Source organism: Bradyrhizobium sp. Leo114 (assembly GCF_055229415.2).
The window spans coordinates 113,819-138,006 of the sequence record NZ_JBUYEN020000022.1 but is presented as its reverse complement, the minus strand read 5'-3'; the positions used below and the strand labels follow the sequence as shown (position 1 = coordinate 138,006).

The window sequence follows — 24,188 nt, the reverse complement described above, 5'->3', positions numbered from 1 at the left end:
TTACCAAATGACAACGTTCGTGACGATGTCTTTCGCAATTGAACGTGCACGCGCGACCATAGGCTTTTCGAAATGACATCGCATCTGCGAAGGGAACAGGGCGTTGCTGCAGCGGTAGACTGTCTCTAACTGTCCGGTTATGTAGGGGGCTAGGGAGGGGCCAGCCCGTGGAGACGGGCGGCCGAGACGATCATGTTCGAAGGACACGATCCCTATCTCGTCGCGCTGTCGGTGGCGATCGCGATCCTGGGTGGATATACGGGCTTCAGCCTGGCGGCGCGGATTCGCGGCACGCCGGGAGGCAGCAACCGCATCCTGCTCGCGGGCGCCGCCGCGTTTCTGGCTGTTGGCATCTGGACCATGCATTTCGTCGGCATGCTGGCGGCCCCGCTGCCGCCCGACACCGTCTATCTGGTCCTGCCCACGATCATCTCCTTTCTGATCTGCGCGCTGGTGGTCGGCATCTCCCTGTTCTTCGTCAGCATCGGCGAGCCGTCGCTCAGACGCGTGGCCTCGTCGGCCGTGTTGCTCGGCGCCGGGATCGCCAGCATGCATTATGTCGGCATCCACGGTCTGTCCGGTCGTTTCATGATCGAGCACGACGACGCATTCGTCCTGTTATCGGTGATCGTCGCGATGGTGACGGCCTATGGCGGCCTGCGCGCCTTCCTCGCGCAGCAGGAAGGCTTTCGACTGGTTGTCAGCTCGATTGCCTTCGGTGTCGCCGTCTCCGGCATGCATTATACGGCGATGGCGGGGATGCATTTCGCACCGCTTGCGGCGGGGACGCATCAGCATCTCGGCGGCGGACTTGCTGCGTCGCAACAAATCCTTTCGATCATCGTTGCCGTGCTCTGCTTCGTGATTGCGGCTGGCTTCCTGCTGTCGCTGGTGCCGGATCCGCGCCGCCAGAATCTGGTTCCGGCGATGGCCGGCGAGGTCGCGTTGCCTGCCGATGCGCTCGTGTCCCAAACGGTCACGGCTGCCGCTGCTGCACCGCGGCTGAGCGCGGCGCCGCTCGGCGGTGTCGGCCGGCCGCCCCGTTCGGCGCCCGCGCCGCGGCTGCCGGTGGAAGGCGCCGACGGCACACACTTTATAGATATCGCTGACGTGCGCAGCGTCCGGGCCGATGCGCATTATACCCGGGTGCATGACGGGACCCGGGAGCGGATGTGTCCGTGGTCGATCTCCGAGGCCGAGGTGCAGCTCGATCCCGCTCTGTTCATGCGGGTGCATCGCAGCCACATCGTCGCGATCCCGCATGTCGCCTTCGTCCGCAGGGAGGGCGATGGCGCGATCATCGAGCTCGACGGCACTTCGCCGCATCGCGTCCCCGTCAGCCGCGCCAAGATCGCCGAGGTCAAGGCGCGACTCGGTCTCAGCCGTCGCCATGCCTAGGCCCGGCTCCGGCCAATAGGTCGCTGCGGTTGACGCAATTCGTGTCCCGCCATCCGCATTTCGTGCGAAAAACCCCATTCCGTGCCCGAACGATTGCGGTCGGGAAAAACCGGAGAGACCGTCCCGCCAACGTCCACGCGCCCGACCGGCGCCAAAGGACGATTGGAGGAAACGATGATCCCGGGACCTTTCAGCTATCACCGGCCGGCAACCCTGGCCGACGCGGTCAAATTGCTGGCCGATCTGGGCGACGACGCCCGGCCACTGGCCGGCGGGCACAGCCTGGTGCCGATGATGAAGCTGCGGCTCGCCACGCCCACTCATCTGGTTGATCTTCACGGCGTCGCTGATCTCAAGGGCATCAGCCGCGACGGCGACACGATCGTGATCGGGGCAATGACCACCCAGCACGAGCTGCTGGCGTCCGGGGACATCCGCCAATCTCTGCCCATCCTGCAGGAGGCGGCAGCCCTGATCGCCGATCCCCAGGTGCGCTACCTCGGCACCATCGGCGGCAATGTCGCCAATGGCGATCCCGGGAACGACATGCCGGCGTTGATGATCGTGCTCGGCGCAAATTTCCGCCTGAGCGGACCCGGTGGTGAGCGCAAGGTCGCGGCGAGCGAATTCTATCAGGGTGCCTATTTCACCGCGCTCGAGCCCGGCGAAATCCTGACATCGATCTCCATTCCGGTGCCGCCGGCCGGTCACGGCTATGCCTACGAGAAGCTGAAGCGCAAGGTTGGCGATTATGCCACCGCTGCCGCAGCCGTCGTGCTGACCATGGCAGGCGGCAAGGTCGCGACCTGCGCGATCGGGCTGACCAATCTGCACGAGACGCCGCTGCTCGCGACGGACGCTGCCAACGCTGCGATCGGCAGCAATCTCGATGCGGCCACACTGAAGCAAGCCGCGTCCGCTGCGGAAGCGATCATGGCGCCGGCGGCCGACGCCCGAGGTCCGGTCGAATACCGCAAGCATGTCGGCGGCATCATGGTGATGCGCGCGCTGCAGCGCGCCGCTGGCCGTGCGGCATAGAGGGAGAGAACAGATGGCAAAGACGCATGTGACCATGAAAGTGAACGGCGCGGAGGTCGAAGGGCTGGTCGAGCCGCGGACGCTGCTCGTGCACTTCATTCGCGAGAATCTGCAGCTCACCGGCACCCATGTCGGCTGCGAGACCACCCATTGCGGCGCCTGCACCGTCGATCTCGACGGCATGTCGGTGAAGAGCTGCACGGTGTTCGCCGTGCAGGCCGACGGCTCCGAGATCACCACCGTCGAAGGCATGGCCAACCCCGACGGCTCGCTCTCGGCGCTGCAGGAAGGTTTCCGCATGATGCACGGCCTGCAATGCGGCTTCTGCACGCCCGGCATGATCATGCGCGCGCACCGGCTGTTACAGGAAAATCCGTCGCCGAGCGAGCAGGACATCCGCATGGGCATGTCAGGCAATCTCTGCCGCTGCACCGGGTACCAGAACATCGTTCGGGCGATCCAGTATGCCGCCGCCAAGCTCAACAATGTCGAATTCAAGGAGGCCGCGGAATGAACGACATGACTCCCACGCGGGAACAACGCACCGCCGCGCTCGAAGGCATGGGCTGCAAGCGCAAGCGTGTCGAGGACATCCGCTTCACGCAAGGCAAGGGCAACTATGTCGACGACGTCAAGCTGCCGGGCATGCTGCATGGCGATTTCGTCCGCTCGCCGCACGCACATGCGCGCGTCAAGGCGATCAAGACTGAAGAGGCCCTGAAGGTACCGGGCGTGCTCGCGGTGATCACCGCCGAGACGCTGAAGACCGTTGACCTCGCCTGGATGCCGACGCTCGCCGGCGACGTGCAGATGGTGCTGGCCGACGGCAAGGTGCTGTTCCAGAACCAGGAGGTCGCGTTCGTGGTCGCGACCGACCGCTACGCCGCCGATGACGGCATCAACAAGGTCGAGGTCGAATACGAGCCGCTGCCGCCGCTGATCGATCCGTTCAAGGCGATGGACCATAATGCGCCGGTGCTGCGCGAGGACCTCGCCGGCAAGACCACGGGCGCGCATGGGCCGCGCAAGCATCACAACCACATCTTCGAGTGGACGGTCGGCGACAAGGACCTGACCGATGCGGCGTTTCGCAAGGCCGAAGTCACGATCAAGGAGATGATCTCCTATCACCGTACTCATCCGTCGCCGCTCGAGACCTGTCAGTGCGTGTGCTCCTTTGACAAGGTCAAGGGCGAGCTGACGATCTGGGGCACCTTCCAGGCCCCGCATGTGATCCGCACCGTGGTGTCGCTGATCGCCAAGCTGCCGGAGCAGAAGATCCACGTGATCGCGCCTGACATCGGCGGCGGCTTCGGCAACAAGGTCGGTGCTTACCCCGGCTATATCTGCGCGGCGGTCGCTTCCATCGTCACCGGCAAGCCGGTGAAATGGGTCGAGGACCGGATCGAGAATTTGACCGCGACATCCTTTGCGCGCGACTACCACATGACGACCGAGATCGCGGCGACGAAGGAGGGCAAGGTCACCGGCCTTCGCGTCCATGTGCTCGCCGATCACGGTGCCTTTGATGCCTGCGCCGATCCGTCGAAATGGCCGGCGGGTTTCTTCAACATCGTCACCGGCTCCTATGACTTCCCGACCGCGCATCTGACGGTCGACGGCGTCTACACCAACAAGGCGCCAGGCGGCGTCGCCTATCGCTGCTCCTTCCGCGTCACCGAAGCCGCCTATTGTATCGAGCGCGCGATGGACATTCTGGCGCAGAAGCTCGGGATGGACCCTGCGGAGCTGCGGCTGAAGAATTTCATCAAGCCGGAGCAGTTTCCTTATCACTCGGCGCTCGGCTGGGAGTACGACTCCGGCGACTATCACACCGCCATGCGCAAGATGATGGAGACAACCGACTACGCCGCGCTCCGCAAGGAGCAGGCGGACAAGCGCGCGGCCTTCAGGCGCGGCGAGACCCGCGAGATCATGGGACTCGGCGTCTCCTTCTTCACCGAAATCGTCGGCGCCGGCCCGTCGAAGAATTGCGACATCCTGGGCATCGCGATGTTCGACTCCTGCGAGATCCGCATGCACCCGACCGGTGCGGGCATCGCGCGGATGGGGACCAAGAGCCAAGGCCAAGGGCACGAGACCACATGGGCTCAGATCATCGCCACCGAGATCGGTATTCCCGCCGACAACATCATGGTCGAGGAGGGTAACACCGACACCGCGCCATACGGGCTCGGCACCTACGGCTCGCGCTCGACGCCAGTCGCAGGCGCTGCGATCGCGATGGCGGCGCGCAAGATCAAGGCGAAGGCGCAGATGATCGCCGCCTACAAGCTCGAAGTCCATGAAGATGATCTCGAGTTCGATATCGACGGCTTCCGCGTCAAGGGGTTGCCGGAGAAGTTCATGTCGATGAAGGATATCTGCTGGGCCGCCTACAATTCCGTGCCGCCGGGCATGGAGCCGGGGCTGGAGGCGGTGAGCTATTACGATCCGCCCAACATGACCTATCCGTTCGGTGCTTATCTCTGCGTGATGGACATCGATGTCGATACCGGCGTCTACAAGGTCCGGCGCTTCTATGCGCTCGACGATTGCGGCACGCGGATAAATCCGATGATCATCGAAGGCCAGGTGCATGGCGGGCTCACCGAAGCCTTCGCGATCGCGATGGGCCAGGAGATCCGCTACGACGACACTGGCAACGTCGTGACTGGCTCGTTCATGGACTTCTTCATGCCGACCATGGTGGAGACGCCGCATTGGGAGACCGACTTCACGGTGACGCCGTCGCCGCATCATCCGATCGGCGCCAAGGGTGTCGGCGAGAGCCCAAATGTCGGCGGCGTGCCGGCATTCTCCAACGCTGTCAACGACGCCTTCTCGTTCCTGGGCTCGACCCACATCCAGATGCCGCACGACTTCTGGCGCAACTGGAAGGCGGCAAAGAATCTCGGAGCGGTCGCCTAGATGAAGGGACGTGAGGAGATCGCGCAAGCGCTGGCGGCATCGGGTTACATCGCCGATGCGGAGCTTGCGACCGCGATCTCGCTGATGCGATTGCTGCGGCGTCCGCTGCTGCTCGAGGGCGAGGCGGGCGTCGGCAAGACCGAGGTCGCGAAAGCGCTGGCGCAGGCGTATTCGACCGAGCTGATCCGCCTGCAATGCTATGAGGGGCTCGACCAGTCGGCCGCGCTCTACGAATGGAACTACCAGCGGCAGCTCTTGGCGATCCAGGCGCATCAAGGCGAGGATGCCGATGCGGTCGAGGACCGGATCTTCTCCGAGAAGTATCTTCTCGAACGGCCGCTGCTCGCCGCGATCCGCCGCGCGCAGGCGCCGGTGCTGCTGATCGACGAGATCGACCGCGCCGATGACGAGTTCGAGGCGTTCCTGCTCGAACTGCTGTCGGACTTCCAGGTCTCGATCCCCGAGCTCGGAACCGTCTCCGCCGTCACGATCCCGCATGTCGTGCTGACGTCCAACGGCACGCGCGAGCTTTCGGATGCGTTGCGGCGACGCTGTCTCTACCATTATGTCGACTACCCCGATGTCGACCGCGAGACGCGCATCATCCTGGCGCGGATCGAGAACGCGAGCCCGTCGCTGTCGCTGCAGATCGCGCGCATGGTGCAGGCGATCCGCAAGGAGGATCTGCGCAAGGTCCCCGGCGTCGCCGAGACGCTGGACTGGGCGGCGGCGCTGGTCGGCCTCGATATCCGCGATCTCAACGATGCGCCGGAGACGGTGCATGAGACGTTGATCTGCCTGCTGAAGACTCATGAGGATCGCGCCCGCTTCGCACCTGAGGTGACACAGCGCCTGCTAGGGAAGGTCGCATGAGCTGCTGTGGCACCAATCCGGGCTTTGAGGAGATCGACGAGGTCTCGCGGCTGGTCTCGGGTCGGCTTGCAGCCTTTCTCCGCACGCTGCGCGACAACGGCTTTCGCATCGGCCTTGCCGAAGGCCGCGATGCCGCGGCGCTGATGGCCGAAGGCTATGCGGCGCGGCAGGGATCGTTGCGGTCGGCGTTCAAGCATCTGTTCTCGGCGCGGAAGTCGGATTGGGAGAAATTCGACGGGCTGTTCGATGCGTTCTGGCTCGGCAAGCGGGCGCGTTCGCGATCGCGGACCATGGCATCGGGGCAGGCGGCGAATAGTCCGTCGCTGAAGCGCCTGCAGGACGGCCAACCCGCGCCGGGCGGCGATCAATCCGCGACTGACCGGGTGCCGCCGTCCGACGATGGGCCCGAAGGACGTAGCGGTGAGGGACGGATGGAAGGCGCTTCGCGGGCGGACAATCTCGCCGAGGTCGATTTCCGCAAGCTCGCCGATCCCGACCGAGTTGCGCAGGCGCATGAGGCTGCAGCGCAACTCGCCAAGGTCATGCGTACGCGATTGACGCGGCGGGATCTTGCGCGGCGGCACGGCCATCGGCTCGATCTGCGCCGCACCATCCACCGCAATATCAATCATGGCGGCGTGCCGATCAGCCTGGTGAAGCGGCGGCGCAAGGACAAGCCGCTGCGGCTGATCGTGCTCTTGGATGCGTCGGGTTCGATGAGCATGTACACCAGCGTGTTCCTGCGTTTCATCCACGGCGTGCTCGACGAATTCCGCGAGGCCGAGGCATTTCTGTTCCATACCCGTCTCGCTTACGTCTCCGATGCCATGAAGGAGAAGGACGCCGGCCGCGCGCTCGACCGGCTCTCGATCATGGCGCAGGGCGCGGGCGGCGGCACAAAGATCGGCGAGAGCCTGCAGACGTTCAACCGCTGGCACGCCGCGCGCGTCATCCATTCGCGCAGTTGCGTGATGATCGTATCCGACGGCTACGAGACCGGCGATGCAGCGCTGCTCGGCCGCGAGATGGCTGCGCTTGCACGGCGCTGCCGCCGCATCGTCTGGCTCAATCCGATGATGGCCTGGGACGGTTATGCACCAGAGGCGCTCGGCATCAAGGCGGCGCTGCCGCATGTCGATCTCTATGCGCCCGCCAATACGCTGCAGAGCCTGCGCGCGCTCGAGCCCTATCTGGCGAAGATCTGAAGGAGTCTTCCTATGACCGCTCATGTCGAAGTCATGGATTTGGTCGCGCAGATGAAATCGGCCGAGCGGGCCTTCGTGCTCGCGACCGTGGTGCGCACCGTTTCGGTAACGGCCGCGAAGGCCGGCGCCAAGGCGATCATCGCGCCTGACGGCACCATCGTTGCGGGGTGGATCGGCGGCGGTTGCGCGCGAGCCGCTGTACTGAAGGCGGCGCGCGAAGCGCTCGCCGATGGCGTGCCGCGGATGGTGTCGGTGCAGCCGCAGGACCTGCTCGCCGAGCTCGGCGTCAAGGCCGGCGAGAGCCGCGGCGGCATCCGCTTCGCCAGCAACATGTGCCCCAGCCAAGGTACGATGGATATTTTCGTCGAGCCGGTATTGCCGCATCCCTCGCTCATCATCCTTGGCGCGAGCCCGGTGGCGCTGTCGCTGGCTGCGCAGGCGCGCACGCTCGGCTATCACGTCACGCTCGCCGCGCCCGCCGCCGATGTTGCCGCGTTGCCCGATGCCGACGAGCGGATCGACGGCTTCCAGTTGGGCAAACTGAATGACGCGAAGCGCTTCATCGTGGTGTCGACGCAGGGAAAGGGCGATGAAGCCGCCTTGCGCACGGCGGTCGCGATCGATGCCTGCTATCACGCTTTCGTCGGCAGCCGACGCAAGATGGCTTCGCTGCGCGCCAAGCTGATCGGCGAGGGCGTGGACGCTTCGCTGGTTGACCGCGTCAAGGCTCCGGCCGGCCTCGACCTCGGCGCCATCACGCCGGAGGAGATCGCGATGTCAATCCTGGCCGAGATCACGATCGAGCGGCGGCGCGGCCAGCGCTTGCCGGTTTCCGCCTGATATCATTGAGGACCTACTCATGCAGATGAACGACAGCCAGCGTATCCCCGCATCGAAGGAAAGGGTGTGGGCGATGCTGAACGATCCCGCGGTGCTCAAGCGGTGCATTCCCGGCTGCGAGCGCCTTGAGATGACGTCGCCAACCGAGATGACCGCGACCGTCGTCATCAAGGTCGGACCGGTGAAGGCTTCGTTCGGCGGCAAGGTGACGCTGTCCGATCTCGATCCGCCGAACAGTTATCGCATCTCGGGCGAAGGCTCCGGCGGCGTCGCCGGCTTCGCCAGAGGCGGCGCGACAGTGCGGCTGGAGGCGGAAAGCGTCGATGTCACGGTGCTGCATTACGAGGTCGATGCGCAGATCGGCGGCAAGCTCGCGCAACTCGGCTCGCGCCTGATCGACTCGACGGCGAAGAAGCTCGCCGGCGAATTCTTCACGCGCTTCGCCGCTGCAGCGGGCGGGACGACGGATGCGGCTCTGGCGGAAGCAGGCGAGAAGAAGGGCTGGATCGCAAGCCTGATGTCGTGATGGCTTGCGCGAGAAGCCGTAGGGTGGGCAAAGGTGCGTAAGCGCCGTGCCCACAGTCAGGTACTCCGCTCGTGATGGTGGGCACGCTCTGCTTTGCCCACCCTACGGCGTCGCCGCAAGTTCTGATTCAAATGTCAAACAGCGGAGCCTGTAGGATGGGTAGAGCGCAGCGAAACCCATTGCGATGGAGCAAGCGGCGCGAATGATGGGTTTCGCTGCGCTCTACCCATCCTACGTTTGATTCAAACAGCGTGAGGGATATGCGTTCGCATTCTCGCGGCGCTTTGCGCCCGAGGCTTGCTTCACTTTCACCCTCCTCGAGATCAGAGGGCGCAGGGAAAGCCGGGTGCTGGTTGCACCCATGGGTCCCGTGCAACAAAAAGCACGGGGGTAGGACCACAGGTTCAACCGAAGCATTCCGGCTTTCCCTGCGCAGTGGTTTTAACGGTTTCCTTCGCGCTCTCCCCGGTGACCGGGCTTTCTTGCCACCGTCATCTCTCGCGCGAACGTGTTCGCGCAAAAAACTTAGCGCCAGCGTCGGGGCGCCAGGACCACACGACTTCGCCGTCCGCGTTGCCTGCGCTCGTCAGTCGCACGCATCGCGTCCACCGCATCTCACCGCAACGTTCGTGACGATCGCGACCCGCCCCTCATTCGCGCTGAGACGCGCGGAGTTAAATCACTGATTTGCCCGACGGGTTAAGCGATTTATTTTCGTGCGAAGGTCTGGACGCGGCAAATCACGTTGAAATCGTTAGGAAAAATCGCGGATAGCCGCATCGGTATCTGACGACCAGTCAACACTCGATCGACCAATTCGTGATCGAGATCAAGGTGGCATCGCTCGAAGTCCCGATAAATGGGCCAATGGACAAGGTTACTTTCGTCGCGGCCACGCTGTCGTTGCTGGCAGCGCCAGGCCCAACCAATACGTTGCTTGCTACATCGGGAGCCGGCGTCGGACCATGTCGCTCGGCCCATCTGCTGGCGGCGGAGCTGAGCGGTTACCTCCTCGCCATCGTTTTGCTGCGATCCATCCTGGGCCCGGTCATCGCGACGGTACCTGAGTTCGGGATCGGCCTTCGGATCGCCGTTGTGATCTATCTCATCTATCTCGCTGCGATGCTCTGGCGTCATGGAGCTCGTCAGGTGGGCGACGCTGCGCCGGTGACCTTTGGCCGTGTCTTCGTCACCACCTTGCTGAATCCCAAGCGATCATCTTTGCCTTCACGATCCTGCCATCGGCGATCGGTCCGGTCGAGCTGCTGCCCTGGCTTGCGGCTTTGGCGACCCAGATTGTCACAGTTGGCGCCGGCTGGGTTCTGCTCGGCACTTCGCTATGCCATGGGTTTGGCGGCAGGGTAGGCCCTGCGATCGGCTACAGGCTCAGCGCGATCGCGCTCGTTGTGCTGGCGGGAATGATCGGCGTGCATTCCCTCGGGATCGCCTGATCAGAAGTTCACCGCCATCTCGGCGAGACGGCGATGGGCATGCTCGCGCGCGATTCGGATTGGTTCGGCCGGGCCGGTGGTGGGCCCGATCGGCACGAAACGCACGCTGCTGATGCCGATGAAGCGGAGCGCCTCGCGCAAATAGGGCGTCGCCATATCGATGCGTCCGCGATTCATGCCGGTGATGAAGTCGCTGCCGCTGGCGAGGATGACGAGCGTCGGCCGGTCTTTGAGCAGCGGCAGATAACCTTGCGACGAATCGAAACGGAACGTCAGCCCGGGCTGGATGATGACGTCGAGCCAATGCTTGAGCTTGTAAGGAATGCCAAAGTTCCACATCGGTGTCGAGATCAGCACGCGGTCGGCGAGAGCGAGACGCAAGGCGATGCGCTCGGCGGCGGCGAAGCCGTCACGCTCGGCATCAGTGAAAACCTGGCCCTTCAGGCGGGCGTATTTGGCATCGAGAATCGCGCCGGAAAATTCTGGTAAATGATCGCTCCAGAGGTTCATCAGGTCGATGTCCCAGTCCGGTCGCACTTTCCGAAAATGGTCGAGGAAGGCGCGCGCGCCGGCAGCCGATTCCGAATCGGCGCGCGGCGAGCAGGCGAGATGAAGGAGCTTGGGCACCCCTTGCGCCTTTCACTCCAGCGCCTTGATGACGATGTCGGCGTTGGTCACGACCGCGACGTTCTGCAGCGCGAAGTTGATCGAGGCATTGTGCCAGTCCGCATTCATGGTCGAGCAGCAATCCTCCGGCACGATCATGAAATAGCCCTTGTCAGCGCCGGTGCGGGCGGTGTGCTCGACCGACATGTTGGTCCAGGCACCCGTATTGATGATCATGTCGCGGCCTGTGGCCTTCAAGATGGTTTCCAGCCGCGTGCCCTCCCAGGCGCTCATGCGCATCTTCTCGACGACGAAATCGCCCGCGCGCGGCTCGAGCCCCGACACCGGCGCGGCGCCCCAACTGCCGCGCACCATGGCCTTGCTGTCGACGAGGCCTTCGAACAGCGGCGCATTCAGCGTGACGCCCGGCGCGCCCGGCTCGACGATGAACCAGACATGGATGATGACGACGCCGCGCGAGCGCGCGACTTCCGCAAGGCGACGAACATTGTCGACGACGCGCTGTTGCCGCGCGTGCGCCGGCGCGCCTGATTCCGCGAACGCGCCGCCGTCCATGATGACGTCGTTCTGCAGATCCTGGATGATCATCGCGCAGCGCTGCGGATCAAGCCGCATCTCGCCATCGGTCAGGTGAGGGGCGGGCGCCGAAGAAGCCGCAGCAGCGCTACCGCGCCGGCCGCTCATATAGGGCTCGTGACGCGGACCGACCTTGGTCGGGATCGCGTAGACCGAATGGGTCGCGGTCAGATAAAGCGTGCGGAAGTCAGGACCGCCCCAGGCGAGATTGGCGACAAGCTCGGGCAGGCGCACCTTGCCGAGCAATTCGCCGCTGCGCGAATAGACCCAGACGCCGCCGGGCGCGGTGACCCAGACATTGCCGTGCTGGTCGCACTTCATGCCGTCGGGCACGCCGGGCTCGAACTCTGAACGGATGTTGCTGGCAAAGACGCGCGGATTAGCGAGCGCGCCGTCGGCCTCGACGTCGAAGGCGCGGATCAGCGCCTGCACGGTGTCGTTGACGTAGAGCACACGCTCGTCCGGCGAGAAACAGAGTCCGTTCGGTTGCTCGAACAAATTGCGGTCGACGAGCAGGCGGGGTGCGCCGCCACCTGGCGGCACGCGATAGACGCCCTGGAAGCCGAGCTGGCGCGGCCGCTCGACGCCATAGACCGGCATGCGGCCATACCATGGATCGGAGAAATAGATCGCGCCGCTCGAATGGACACAGACGTCGTTCGGGCTGTTGAGCTCCTGGTTCTCGAAATGCGAAGCGAGCACGTCGCGCCGTCCATCCGGCCGCTCGCGGATCAGCGAGGAGGTGGCGTGCTCGCAGACGATCAGGTTCAACTCCGAGTCATAGGTCATCCCGTTACATTTGTTGGAGGGGCGCCTGACCTCGACGACGCCGCGCCGCGCATCCCAGCGCCGGCGCACGTCGGCCGGCATGTCCGAGAACAGGAGATAATGATCGGTCGGATGCCAGATCGGGCCCTCCGTGAACTCGAAGCCGGTGCCCACCTGGCCGACCGGCGCATAGGGATCGATCAGGTTCTCGAATTCCGGCCGCAGCGTGACGTGCGTCATCGGCTAAAGTCCTCTTGCGCTCACGCCGGGAACCAGTGGCGCTCCGGCAGGCTCTGCACGATCGGGCCCGGCACCTGGTCGTGCAATCGGCCGACCACTGCACCGCCTTCGATCTTGGCGGGTCGGTCGTGGACCGGCAGCAGATAGCGCGAGCTGCTGAGCAGCTTCTTGATCGCGGCCTTCTCCGCGCGCTTGCTGGTGCCGTGGTTGCCGGTGGTTCGCGGCTCCCAGTCATGGATCTCGTTGAAGGGCGTCACGATCTGGTCGTTGAAATCATAGATCACGTCGCCGCAGATCGTGGCGATGCCATCGGCGGTGTGGACGTGGATATTCATCGAGCCCTCGGTGTGAGCATTGGCGGCGTCGCAATAGACGCCGGGCATCAGTTCGATCGGGCCGGTGATCTCGAGATCGAGGAAGCGCAGCGCGCCTTTGGTGTGCAAGCGGTCGACCAGGTGCTTGATGTCGGGCGCCGGATATTGCGGATGCATCAGGCCGGACACGGAATATTCCAGCTCGCGGCGGTTGAGAACGACGGTCGTGTTCATCGGAAACAGATCGTCCTTGCCGGCGTGGTCGATATGGAGATGAGTGTGGCAGACGAAGCGCACGTCGCCCATGCGTACGCCGTGACGCGCAAGCTGGTTCTCGATCATGTTCTCGTGGAATTGCAGGCCGCGCATGCCCAGCGTCTCCATGATCTGGTTGGAGCGATAGCCGGTGTCGACCACGACAGGATAGGGGCCGCCGAGGATCAGGAAACCGAGCGTCAGCACGCGCCGGGTGCGGCCGCAGTCGCGCCCGAGCACGAGGAAGCTCGACTCCAACTCGATATCGCCATAGTCCAGGATCTTGATTTCCAGCGGCATCCATTCCCTCCCGATTGATCTTGCTTTGTGCGACTTCGTGCGCCGTCATCCGATACGATAGACGCGCATCGCGGTGGCCCTGAAGATGGCGTCGCGCTGCTCACCTCGAAGCTGCACGGTGGCCGCGCGATAGGTGGCGATCAGTTCGCGGTAGCTGGTCCAGAGTTTCTCGATCGGAAAGTTTGAGCCGAACAGGCAGCGCTCGGCGCCGAAGACATTGACGGTGTCTTCAATGATCCCACGGATATGTGCGAGGTCGTTGCGATGGATGAAGGTGCCGAGCCCCGAAAGTTTCGAGACCACGTTCGGGCAGCGTGCGAGCCTTGCCATGCCGGCGCGCCAGGCGGCGCGGCCTTCCGGCGACAGGTCTTCCAGCATGCCGGCGTGCTGCAGGATGAAGGTTACGTCGGGGCAGGATTCGGCGAGGCCGGCGGCATCCGCCATCTGCGGTGCGAACACCTGCAGGTCAAAACTCCAGCCATAATCAGCAAGGTGGCCGACGTTGCGGCGGATCACGGGATCGGCGCAGAGATCGGCGCGCGCGGCGAAACGGTAGAGCGGATTTTCATGCCAGTGCAGCTGCATGCGCACGCCACGCACCAGCGGATAGCGCGCGAGGCGGTCGAGTTGCGGGCGCACGTCGCTGGCGGAGAAGTCGGCATAGGCGACGATGGCATGCGGCCAGCCGTGCTCGCCCGCTGTCTGCTGCACCCAGGCCGCCTCGTCCTCGAAGCGATCAGTGGGCCAGTTGGTCTGGACATAGACCGAGCGGATCACGCCGGTGCCGGCGAGGTCGTCGAGATATTCGCGGATCGGATAGTCGCGGCGGATCGGCTCATAAGGGCCGAAGATGCGCGGCTGCATCGGGCCGGACAGCCAGGCGAGATCCGCCTGCCGCCAGATGTGGTGGTGGGCGTCGACAATGTCGGTCATGCCGCTCTCCTTCCTCCGAGCGACAACAGATGCGATACGACGGCGGCGCTCGATCCGCCGTCGGAGAGGTCATCGACGAAACGCGCGATCGCGATCAGCGCTTCGGTCTGCGGCCGGAAGTCAGGTCCGCTCGCAAGCGGCGTCAGCCAACTCAGGGACCAGGCGCGTCGCGACAATTTGGCGACCGCGTCGCGCAAGGCTGAGATGTCGCCGCGCTCCAATCCGTCGGAGACCACGACCACGGCGGCGCCGCGCGCGTAGCCGCCGAACCGCGGCACGGCGAGAAATGCCTGCAAGGCGTCGCCGATGCGGGTGCCGCCGTCCCAGTCGCTGACGAGATGTGCGGCTGCGTTCAGCGCCTGCTCGCGACGCTTCAGGCGCAGCGCGCGGGTGACGCGCGTCAACCGGGTGCCGAAGGTGAACACCTCGACATTGCGCGCGGCCTGCATCAGCCCATGCGCGAGCTTCATGTTCTCCTCGGTGCGCGCCTTCATCGAGCCCGAGACGTCGATCAGGAGCAGAATCTTGCGCGGGCGCAGGCGGCGTTTCAGATGTCCGAGACGCAGCACCTCGCCGTCATTGCGCACGCTGTCGCGCAAGGTGCGGCGGATGTCGGCGAAGGGCCCGTGGCGCGCCCGCATCCGCCGGTGGCCGCGGCGACGCGGCAGCAGCCGCGGCGCTTCGCGCGCGAGCCGGCGCAGCGCATCGCCGGTCGTGCCGTGGGCAAAACGGCGCTCGACCAGCGCCTCGGTGCGGGCGGCGGCGAGGCCGGATTCGTTGGCCCCGTCGGCGAGCGGCGGTTCGTCCTCGCCGCGGCCTTCCTCCTGCAGGCGCACGATGTCTTCGTCTTCGCCCTCGGCCCGCTCGATGGCCTCAGCACCGCGGAAATGGATATCGAACAGCCGGTGATAGGTCGCGCGCCGTTCCGGCGGCGGCGCGAGTGTCGCGAGACCCGCGCGGCGGATGTGCTCCAGGCTGCGCGGCCCGAGCAATTCGATCGCGGCGAGGAAGGCGGTGGTCTGTTCCGGCGCGACCGCGAAGCCGTTGCTACGCAACAGCGCGACAAAGGAGATGAACACTTGTGCGGCGCGCGGCAGTAGCAATTCGTCGGTCACGCTGCAGCCTCCGCTATCAGCGCGTCGAGTCGGGGCGAGATGAAGTGCAGGTCCTCCTCGTCCTTCAGCGCGACGCCGATCGAGCGCTTGAATGCGTCCGGCCAACGCGCGCCGCCCTTATACAAGAGCGTCGCCGCCTCGGCCCAGTCGACGGCTTCAGCGATGCCGGGCGCCTTGCTCAGCGGTTCGCGCCTGAGTTTTTCGACCGCGGCAACGACAGCGCGGGCGGTGGATTCGGCGACGCTGGAAGCCCGCATCATGACGATACGCGCTTCGCGCTCGGCCGAGGGATAGTCGATCCAGTGGTAGACGCAGCGGCGGCGCAGCGCCTCGTGCAGGTCGCGCGTCCGGTTCGATGTCAGCACCACGACTGGATGTTCTGCCGCGCGCACCGTGCCGCGCTCGGGAATCGAGATCTGGAAGTCGGAGAGGAATTCGAGCAGGAAGGCCTCGAACTCCTGGTCGGCGCGATCGATTTCGTCCATCAAGAGCACGGTCGAGTCAGGCGCGCGCAGCGCAGCGAGCATCGGCCGCTCGATCAGGAAGCTCTCGCCATAGATGTCGATGGTCTCGTCGCCGGCCTGCCGGATCGCCAGCATCTGGCGCGGATAGTTCCACTCATAGAGCGCGGCCGCGGCATCGATGCCCTCATAGCATTGCAGGCGGATCAATTTGCGGCCGAGCACGGCGGCGATCGCCTTGGCGGCCTCGGTCTTGCCGACGCCGGGCGCGCCTTCGAGCAGCAGCGGCTTGCCGAGCGCGAGCGAGAGATAGGCTGACGTCGCGATGCCGTCGTCGGCAAGATAGTAGGCTGCGCGCAGCGCCTTCTCCAGCGCCTCTGGCGAGTCGATGCCGACGATGTTGCTGCGAACCGGCATATCTGCTGCCTCTAGCGCCGCGCCTGCGGCCGCGCGCCGCCCTGCGCCTTGATCGCGCGCAGAACCTTTTCCGGCGTAATCGGCAGTTCATCGATGCGGACGCCGACAGCGTTGAAGATCGCGTTCGCCACAGCCGGCAGCACCGGGTTGGCGCACATCTCGCCCGGGCCCTTGGCGCCGAACGGTCCGTCGGCGGCGGGGCGCTCCAGTACTGCGATATCGTGCGGGCAGATGTCGCCGGGCCCCGGCATCAGATATTCGACGAAGTCGCGCGGGCCGTGGCTCGGGTCGGGATAATAGGGCTCGGGCGTCTCGTAGAGCGCGTGGCTGATGCCCATCCAGGCGCCGCCGACCAGTTGCTGCTCGACCAGCCGCGGATTGAGCGCACGCCCGAGCTCATAGGCGCTGTCCATGCGGACCATCGCGACTTCGCCGGTCTCGTCATCGACCTCGACCTCGGCGACCAGGGAGGCATGCGCGTAGCATGTGGCAGGCGACATCTCGCCGGTTTCAGGATCGACGTCGGACAGCGGCACCAGGAAGATGCCGCGGCCGGAGATCGTCTTGCCCTGCTTGAACTGCGCGGCGATCGCCACGTCCTTGGTCGAGATCGAACGGTGCGGCGCGCCCTTGACGTGGATGTTGCCGCGGCCGTCGGTCTCGAGATCGGCGGCGTTGACCTCGAGCTCTTCGGCGGCCGCTTCCATCATCACGCCGCGCGCTTCGCGGGCGGCCATCATCACTGCATTGCCGACGCGATGCGTGCCGCGCGAGGCGAACGAGCCCATGCAGTGCGGCCCGGTATCGGAATCGGCGGTGTCGACATAGACGTCCTCGACCGGCACGCCGAGCGTCTCCGCGCAGATCTGCCGCGTCACCGACTTCATGCCCTGACCGAGATCGATCGAGGACAGCGCCACCGTGAACTTGCCGCTGGGATTGGAGTGCACCAGCGCCTGGCTGGGGTCGCCGCCGAGATTCATCCCGATCGGGTAGTTGATCGACGCGATGCCGCGTCCGCGATGTCTTGTCATGGTCAGCGCCTCCTGGTGCCGAAGACGGAGGAGAAGCGGGCGGCGCCATGCGATGGCGCCTGCGGCCGCGGAGGAGGAGGTGGTGGTGGTGGTGACGGCGGAGGCGGCTCGCGCGAAGCGGCCGGCGCGCGGTCATAGGTCGTCCGTTGTTGCGACGGCGTCGCGACCGGCGCGTGGGAATCGCGTGGCGTCGGCGGGATCGCGGCGAGGCTGCCGCCGCCATCCTTGCGCGAGGAGGCGCGCTTGAAGTCCTCGCGGATCGGCCATTTGGCCTTCTCGGCGGCGACCTGGACGCATTCGATCAGCGCGCAGTTCTTGGCCTCGCGGCGATGCGCCTTCATGTCGCCGTCGCGATAGGCGTTGAGGATGCGGAACTCCATCGGGTCCATGCCGACGAGATGCGCGAGCTTGTCCATCTGGCATTCGATCGCGAAATCCATCGCGGTGACGCCGAAGCCGCGCATCGCGGTCGCTGGCGTGCGATTGGTGAAGACGCAATAGACGTCGCCGTAAACGTTGGGGATCGTGTAAGGGCCCGGCAGATGCGCGGCGCATTTGACAGCGGCGTAGCTGGAGAGGCGCGTATAGGCGCCGCTGTCGAAGTAGGCGCGGATCTTGCGCGCCACGATCCGCCCGTCGCGCATCACGCCATCCTTGATGTAGATGCGCTCGGCGCCGCGCGGCGGGCCATATTGCATCTCTTCCTCGCGCCCGAACACGTAGCGCACCGGACGCCCAGTCAGCATGGCGCCGAGGATGGAGAGCGGCTCGGTGAGCGTATCGACCTTGCCGCCGAACCCGCCGCCCACGGTGCCGCCGATGAAGTGAAAGGTGTTCGAGGGCACGTCGAGGATCTTGGCGCAGGTGTCGAGCGAGAAGAACAGCGCCTGGGTCGAGGTGTAGACGATGTAGCGGCCGTTGGTGTCGGGTGCGGCGATCGAGCCGTTGGTCTCGGTCGGCGCGTGCTCGATCGGCGACATCTGGTAGCGCTGCTCCAGCACATGGTCGGCCGCGGCGAGGCCGCGCTCGACGTCGCCGAAGCGCAGCTTCTGGTGATCGTAGATATCGTGATAGATGAACGCGTTCTTCGGATAGGTCTCGTTGACAACGGGCGCGCCCGGCTTCAGCGCATCCTCGACGTCGAACACGGCCGATAGCGGCTCGTAGTCGATGCGGACCCTCGCCATTGCCTCATAGGCCTCGCGCGGACTGTCGGCGACGATGGCGACGATCGGCTCGCCCTTGTAGCGCGCCTTGTCGACCGCGAGCGACGGCTCGTCGTCCTTACCGAAATTGATCAGGCTGAGCAGGGTGTTGAGATTGCGCGGCACGTCGCTGCCGCGGATGATCCGGCGCACGCCCGCCGCGCGCTCGGCCTCGCTGGTGTCGATGCGGCGCAGCCGCGCATGGGCATGGGTGCTGCGAACCACCTTCAAATGCAGCATGCCCTGCAGCTTGTGATCGTCGAAATAGGTTGAGGTGCCCGTGACATGCCCGAGCATATCCTGCCGCTGCGTGCCCTTGCCGATTTCTTTCAGATTGTCGTCGCGTTCGTCGGCGAAGATGTCCTTGCGCAATTCCAGCATGGCTCAAGTCCTTCAAGCGCGGGCACGACCGACCGAGGCGGCGGCGAGCACGGCATTGATGATGGGTTCGTAACCGGTGCAGCGGCAGATATTGCCCGAGATCGCTTCGACCACATCCGCGCGGCTCGGCTGCGGGTTGCGGTCGAGCAACGCCTTGGCGGCCATCAGCATGCCCGGCGTGCAATAGCCGCACTGGGCGGCAAAATTGTCGGCGAATGCGCGCTGCACCGGATGCAGGTTCGGGCCATCCTTGATGCCATCAAGCGTTTCCACCGAGCGGCCGGCGACCGTCTCGGCCAGCGTCAGGCAGGAGAGATGCAATTCGCCGTCGATCAGGACGCTGCAGGCGCCGCAGCCGCCCTGGCCGCAGCCGAATTTCGGCGTCATGTCGCCGATCAACTCGCGCAGCGTGACCAGGAGGTTGGTGCCGCCGTCGACGAAGATCGCGACGTCGCGGCCGTTGTGTCGGAATTGCAGGGCGGTCTTGGCCATGATGATCCTACTCCTGACCCGACAGCAGACGTCGGAGGTGAACGCCGACGATCTCACGCCGGTACCAACCGGAGGCGAGCGCGTTGTCGGCGGGCGAGGTACCTTCGACCGCAGCCGCGGCGACGGCGCTGATCGTCGCTGCATCGAGCGTGCGCCCCTCCAGCGCCCGCTCGGCGGCACGGGCGCGAATCTGTGTCGGCGCCATCGAGCCGAGCGCGATGCGTGCGCCGACGATGCGGCCGCTGCTGACAGGCAGATGCGCGGCGAGCGTGATCACGGCGCCGCCCTTCGGCTTGATGCGGGCGATCTTGCGATAGCGGAAGGCGTCCGCGCTCGCGGGCTTCTGAAAGGAGACCGCGAGCACGAGCGTGCCGGTCTGCCGCTCACGCGTCTGCAAAAATTCCTCGATCGGCACGTCGCGGCTGCCGAGGCCGCCCTGCACGGAAACCATAGCGTCGAGCGCGAGCAGCGCGACGGTGAAGTCGCCATATGGGGTCGCGGCGAACAGATTGCCGCCGACCGTGCCCATGTTGCGTACCGCCGGGCCGCCGATCGAGCGGGCTGCGGCGTGCAGGAAGGCGAGATCGCGCTCGGCGAGGATGCGGGCAAAGGTAACGCCCGCGCCGATCGCGACGCGGGAACCGGTCGCATCGATCCGCGTCAGCGCGTGGTCGCTGGCGCGCACAATGGTGGAGATCGAGATATCGCCTTCGTTCAGCGCGCGCATCACCAGCGTGCCGCCGCCGAAATAGCGCGCGCCGCGATCTGATGAGAGCGCCGCGGCTGCCTCGCCGGTTGAGGTAAAGGTCCTTACCGTGACGGTCATGGGCATTCCTCCGCGCTCATGCGGCCTCCTTCAGGTGCCGGCGAATGGCGTCGAAGCCGGCCTGGTAGATCTCTTCGGAAACCGTCTGCGTGATGCTGGCGCTGTCCTCCGGCCGCGTCGTGAACCGCGATTCCCAGTGCCAGAAGGTGCGATCGCCGTCGGTGACGGGCAGCAGGCGGACATGCGCCACATAGTTGAACATCGGGATCGGCGTATCGAGCAGGCAGTAGCTGAAGGACTGCTCGAGGTCGGACAGCGCCAGCAACTGCTCGCGCAGCTCCGAGCCGTCCTTGAGCTTGAACCGCCTGATGCAACCGATCTTGTCGGCGCCATGTGCGCGCTCGATCGTGCTGGTCGCGACTGCCGGATGCCAGCGGTCGTGGCCGTTGAAATCGCGGAGCACGCCCCACACCGCCTCGGTCGGCGCATCGATGATCGTGCTCTTGACGATATGCGGCACGCTAGCCTCCGGTCACTGTCACCTCTCCCCACAGGGGAGAGGTCGGATCGCATCGCAAAATGCGATCCGGGTGAGGGGCGGCGGTCTCTCGTGGGACCTGAACCCCCTCACCCGGCGCTTCGCGCCGACCTCTCCCCGATGGGGAGAGGTGGAACATCGTCGCGACAGCGGGTGGACTCAATCGCATCGCGCTAGCCTCCGAAGGCGCGCTTGAGGGCATCGAAGCCGCCCTGGAAGACGCCGCCGCCGATATTGCCCACGAGTTCGGCCTCGCGCTCGGGCGCGCAGTCGAACTCGGCGGTCCATTCGAGGAAGGTCTGGTCGCCATCAGTGACCGGCGTCAGCCGCAGCGTCGCGACATAGTTCTCCACCCCCATCGGCGATTCCAGGATGGAGTAGGTGCAGAACATGTCGTAGTCGGACAGGCCCAGCAGCTTCTCGCGAATGCGATCGCCGTTGCGCAGGCGGAAATCCCTGACGCATCCGATCTTGTCCGCGGGCTCGCCGCCTTCGATGCGGCTCTCCGCGATCGCCGGATGCCAGTTCGGCAAGCCGTTGAAGTCGCGCACGCGGGCCCAGACGCGGTCGTTGCGGGCGTTGACGACGGTGGAGACATAGACCCTGGCCATGGCGCGTGCTCACTCCTTCTTGCGCGGCGGGCGCGGCTCGCCGGTGGCCGGACTTGGGGGCGGCTTGGCTTCACCGCTCTTGCGGGTCGTGGAATCCTTGATGCCTTGCATGTCGCGCGCCTCGCGGATCAGGCCGGGCATCTTGGCAAGGCTGCCGCCCTCGACGCCGATGTCGGAAAGGATGGAGTCGATCAGGGGCGCCTGCACCCGGTAGCGCAGCGCGGAGTCGATCACCTCGTCGGTAGCGCTGCGCGACGACCCATTGCCATTGCCGTTGCCATTGAGGCCGTCGACCTGGAGGATGCGGATGCCCTCGATCTTCTCCATCGGCTTGACGCTCTCGCGCACGATGCCCTCGATGCGGTCGAGCAGCTTGCGGCGGAACAGCGAGTAGCGCGCCTGATCGGTGAGCACGTTCTCCGCCTCGTTGAGTAGCCGCTGCGCCTCTGCCTCCACCGCGGCGCGCACCCGCTCGGCCTCGGCCGCGATGCGCGTCTCCTCGGCCTGCTTCTCGGCGATCAGCACCTCCACTGTCTTGCGGCGTCGTGCGATCTCGCTCTCGCGCGCGGTGACGACGCGCTCGGCAGCTTCCGTCGCGCGCACCCGCGCGTCTTCTGCCGCTACCTTGGCTGCGGATTCCTCCAGCGATTTCTGATAGAGGACGATCGCCTTCTCCATCAAAGCGGTCTCGACGTCCTTCTCGCGATTGACTTCGAGCCGCCGTAGATCGCGCTCGCGGCCGATGCGGGCCTCGTCGAGGCCGCGGTCGGAGGCAATGCGAGCGCGCTCGACCTCCTCGCGGGAGGCGATCTCGGCCTCCTGCAGCGACTGGACGCGCGCGACCTCGAGCTGCTCGATGGCGCGGCGGCGTTCGATCCGTGTTGCCTCCAGAGCCTGCTCGCGCGAGACATCGGTGGTCTCGACTTCCTTGCGCGCCACGATTTCCGCCTGCCTGACCTGGCGGTCGGCATCGATGCGCTCGGACCGCTTGGCGGACAGCGCGATCACGCGCTCCTCGTCGGCGATCTCGATCGTCTTCTTCTGGTCGATATTGAGCACCTCGCGGGTCCTGGAGGAGGCGATCCGCTCGGATTCCAGCGCAAGCTCCACCCCAATCCGCTGGCGCTCGATTGCGTCGCGCCGCTTGAGGTCGGCTGCCTCGATCGCTTCGCTGCGCGCAATTTCGAGGGCGCGCGTCTCTCGCTCGGCCTGAATGCGCTCGGCGGCAACGGACTTCTCCTGCGCGATGCGCGCGGCCTCGATGGCCTCGCGCGAGGCGATGTCGGCTTCTTCCACGGCGCGGTTGCGCGCAATCTCCAGCGAACGGATGCGTTCTTCCTGGGCGATACGGGAGGCCTCGGTGGTTTCGCGCGCGGCGATGCCGGCGACATCAAGCGCCTGGTTGCGTTCGATCTCCAATTGCCGCGTATTCTGCTCGGCGGCAATTCTTTCGGCCGCGAGCGTGCGCTCGCGAGCGATACGCGCTGCCTCGACTGCCTTCTGCGCCTCGATCTCCGCTTCCTGGATGGCGCGGACCTGCTGGATCTCCAGCGCGCGGGTACGTTCGTCGGAGGCGATGCGCTCGACATTGACGGTCATGGTCTGGGTGATGCGCGCCTTCTCGGTCGCCTCCTTCGCAGCGATCTCGGCTTCCTCGACCGTGCGCGTGCGCTCGATTTCGCGGCGCCGGGTCTCTTCCTCATTGGCGATACGGGCATCTGTGACGACGCGATCCTGCTGGATGCGGGCCTTCTCGATCGCTTCGCGCGCCGCGATCTCGGCCTCCTCCACGGTGCGCATGCGCTCGATCTCACGCTGGCGCACCTCGCGCTCGGAGGCGATCCGCGCGGTGTCGACCGAGCGCTGATTGGCGATCCGGGCTTTCTCGATCTCCTCGCGGGCCAAGAGCTCCCGTTCCTCGACCGCACGCGTCCGTTCGATTTCCTTCTGCCGGGTCTCGCGTTCGGAGGCGATGCGGGCCTCCGTGATCGCCTGCTCGTTGGCGATGCGCGCCTTCTCGATCGCTTCGCGCGCGGTGATCTGGGCCTGCTCGGCCTCGGTCTCGCGCAGCGCGCGTTCGCGCGCCACTTCGGTGCGCTGCAGGGCGCGGCGCATCTCGATGTCGCGCTCCTGTTCCAGCCGCGCGGTCTCGCTCTCGCGCTCGATCTCGAGAGCCTGCCTCTCGGCCTCCAGATTGCGGGAGCGGATCTTGATCATCGAGTCCTGCTCGATGTCGTTACGCAGTTTGCGCTTGGCCTCGATGTCCTCCATCAGGCGGGTGAGACCTTCGGCATCGAAACGGTTGGAGGGATTGAAGAACTCGAGGTCGGTTTGGTCGAGATCGGTGATCGCGACGGATTCGAGCTCGAGGCCGTTCTGGGCGAGCGCCTGAGCAGCGGCAGCCTTGACGCGGGCGACATAGTCGCCGCGCTGCTCGTGCATCTGCTCCATGGTCATTTCGGAGGCGACCGAGCGGATGGCGGAGACGAACTTGCCGGAGAGCAGCGTATGGAGCTGTTCCGGCTCCATGGTGCGGCGGCCGAGCGTGGCGGCTGCGATCGAGACGGCTTCGCGGGTCGGCTGCACGCGGACGTAAAAATCCGCTTCGATATCGACGCGCATGCGGTCTCGGGTGATGACGGCGTCCTGCTTGGAGCGCACGATCCCCATCGGCAGCACGTTCATGTTGACCGGCGTGTAGTCGTGGATGAAAGGCAGCACGAAGGCGCCGCCATTGATCACGACGCGTTCGCCGAGGAAGCCGGTGCGGACAAAGGACACTTCCTTCGACGAGCGGTGATAGAGCCAGTTGACGATGTAGACGATGACGACGATCGCGATGATCGCCACGATGAGCCAGAGGATCAATTCGCCGATGAGAATCCCTGACATC

Annotated in this window: 22 protein-coding genes; 9 read left to right on the top strand and 13 right to left on the bottom strand. The window is 65.5% G+C overall.

Going from position 1 to position 24,188, the window contains the following annotated elements:
* Positions 1-192: 192 nt before the first annotated feature.
* From ACZIRK_RS25850 to ACZIRK_RS25810, 9 genes are all read left to right on the top strand, one after another.
* Positions 193-1,398, top strand: coding sequence for an MHYT domain-containing protein (locus tag ACZIRK_RS25850; protein ID WP_463328354.1), 1,206 nt, complete (start codon positions 193-195; stop codon positions 1,396-1,398).
* 174 nt (positions 1,399-1,572) lie between these two features.
* Complete coding sequence (locus ACZIRK_RS25845) at positions 1,573-2,436, top strand: FAD binding domain-containing protein (RefSeq protein ID WP_463328353.1); 864 nt, start codon at positions 1,573-1,575, stop codon at positions 2,434-2,436.
* A 13-nt stretch (positions 2,437-2,449) separates the two neighbouring features.
* Positions 2,450-2,950, top strand: coding sequence for a (2Fe-2S)-binding protein (locus tag ACZIRK_RS25840; protein ID WP_028162161.1), 501 nt, complete (start codon positions 2,450-2,452; stop codon positions 2,948-2,950).
* Positions 2,947-5,367, top strand: coding sequence for an aerobic carbon-monoxide dehydrogenase large subunit (locus tag ACZIRK_RS25835; RefSeq protein WP_463328352.1), 2,421 nt, complete (start codon positions 2,947-2,949; stop codon positions 5,365-5,367). Before ACZIRK_RS25840 ends, ACZIRK_RS25835 begins: the two co-directional genes overlap by 4 nt.
* Positions 5,368-6,240 (top strand): AAA family ATPase, encoded by an 873-nt coding sequence (locus ACZIRK_RS25830; protein ID WP_463328351.1) that lies wholly within the window; start codon positions 5,368-5,370, stop codon positions 6,238-6,240.
* Entirely contained in the window at positions 6,237-7,445 is a 1,209-nt protein-coding gene (locus ACZIRK_RS25825; protein ID WP_463328350.1) for a vWA domain-containing protein, read from the top strand. The genes ACZIRK_RS25830 and ACZIRK_RS25825 overlap by 4 nt, the downstream gene beginning before the upstream one ends.
* A gap of 12 nt (positions 7,446-7,457) precedes the next feature.
* The gene (locus tag ACZIRK_RS25820; RefSeq protein WP_463328349.1) at positions 7,458-8,285 is read left to right on the top strand and encodes an XdhC family protein; all 828 of its coding nucleotides are present in this window, start codon (positions 7,458-7,460) and stop codon (positions 8,283-8,285) included.
* A gap of 19 nt (positions 8,286-8,304) precedes the next feature.
* The gene (locus ACZIRK_RS25815; protein ID WP_463328348.1) at positions 8,305-8,811 is read left to right on the top strand and encodes an SRPBCC family protein; all 507 of its coding nucleotides are present in this window, start codon (positions 8,305-8,307) and stop codon (positions 8,809-8,811) included.
* An 819-nt stretch (positions 8,812-9,630) separates the two neighbouring features.
* Positions 9,631-10,176, top strand: a complete 546-nt coding sequence (locus ACZIRK_RS25810) for a LysE family translocator (RefSeq protein ID WP_463328347.1) — start codon at positions 9,631-9,633, stop codon at positions 10,174-10,176.
* An 86-nt stretch (positions 10,177-10,262) separates the two neighbouring features.
* Here the strand turns inward: ACZIRK_RS25810 and ACZIRK_RS25805 are convergent, their stop codons facing one another.
* From ACZIRK_RS25805 to ACZIRK_RS25745, 13 genes are all read right to left on the bottom strand, one after another.
* Entirely contained in the window at positions 10,263-10,889 is a 627-nt protein-coding gene (locus ACZIRK_RS25805; protein ID WP_463328346.1) for an FMN-dependent NADH-azoreductase, read from the bottom strand.
* A gap of 12 nt (positions 10,890-10,901) precedes the next feature.
* On the bottom strand, positions 10,902-12,473 hold the full coding sequence (locus ACZIRK_RS25800) for an isochorismatase family protein (RefSeq protein WP_463328345.1): 1,572 nt from the start codon (positions 12,471-12,473) through the stop codon (positions 10,902-10,904).
* A 20-nt stretch (positions 12,474-12,493) separates the two neighbouring features.
* Positions 12,494-13,342 (bottom strand): MBL fold metallo-hydrolase, encoded by an 849-nt coding sequence (locus ACZIRK_RS25795; RefSeq protein WP_463328344.1) that lies wholly within the window; start codon positions 13,340-13,342, stop codon positions 12,494-12,496.
* Between the two features lie 45 nt (positions 13,343-13,387).
* Positions 13,388-14,275 (bottom strand): amidohydrolase family protein, encoded by an 888-nt coding sequence (locus ACZIRK_RS25790; RefSeq protein WP_463328343.1) that lies wholly within the window; start codon positions 14,273-14,275, stop codon positions 13,388-13,390.
* A complete protein-coding gene (locus tag ACZIRK_RS25785) occupies positions 14,272-15,390 on the bottom strand; it encodes a vWA domain-containing protein (RefSeq protein WP_463328342.1) in 1,119 nt (372 codons plus the stop codon). Before ACZIRK_RS25785 ends, ACZIRK_RS25790 begins: the two co-directional genes overlap by 4 nt.
* Positions 15,387-16,268, bottom strand: a complete 882-nt coding sequence (locus ACZIRK_RS25780; RefSeq protein WP_463328341.1) for an AAA family ATPase — start codon at positions 16,266-16,268, stop codon at positions 15,387-15,389. Before ACZIRK_RS25780 ends, ACZIRK_RS25785 begins: the two co-directional genes overlap by 4 nt.
* Positions 16,269-16,279: 11 nt before the next feature.
* Complete coding sequence (locus ACZIRK_RS25775; RefSeq protein WP_463328340.1) at positions 16,280-17,302, bottom strand: xanthine dehydrogenase family protein molybdopterin-binding subunit; 1,023 nt, start codon at positions 17,300-17,302, stop codon at positions 16,280-16,282.
* Positions 17,303-17,304: 2 nt separating this feature from the next.
* Positions 17,305-18,888, bottom strand: a complete 1,584-nt coding sequence (locus tag ACZIRK_RS25770; protein WP_463328339.1) for a xanthine dehydrogenase family protein molybdopterin-binding subunit — start codon at positions 18,886-18,888, stop codon at positions 17,305-17,307.
* 12 nt (positions 18,889-18,900) lie between these two features.
* Entirely contained in the window at positions 18,901-19,380 is a 480-nt protein-coding gene (locus ACZIRK_RS25765; RefSeq protein ID WP_463328338.1) for a (2Fe-2S)-binding protein, read from the bottom strand.
* A 7-nt stretch (positions 19,381-19,387) separates the two neighbouring features.
* Positions 19,388-20,206 carry an FAD binding domain-containing protein gene (locus ACZIRK_RS25760; protein WP_463328337.1) on the bottom strand — a complete coding sequence of 273 codons (819 nt, stop codon included), beginning with the start codon at positions 20,204-20,206 and terminating at the stop codon, positions 19,388-19,390.
* Between the two features lie 16 nt (positions 20,207-20,222).
* Entirely contained in the window at positions 20,223-20,666 is a 444-nt protein-coding gene (locus tag ACZIRK_RS25755; RefSeq protein ID WP_130223919.1) for an SRPBCC family protein, read from the bottom strand.
* Between the two features lie 191 nt (positions 20,667-20,857).
* Positions 20,858-21,295 (bottom strand): SRPBCC family protein, encoded by a 438-nt coding sequence (locus ACZIRK_RS25750; protein WP_225116590.1) that lies wholly within the window; start codon positions 21,293-21,295, stop codon positions 20,858-20,860.
* A gap of 9 nt (positions 21,296-21,304) precedes the next feature.
* Positions 21,305-24,187, bottom strand: a complete 2,883-nt coding sequence (locus tag ACZIRK_RS25745; RefSeq protein WP_463328336.1) for a flotillin family protein — start codon at positions 24,185-24,187, stop codon at positions 21,305-21,307.
* Position 24,188 lies beyond the last annotated feature (1 nt).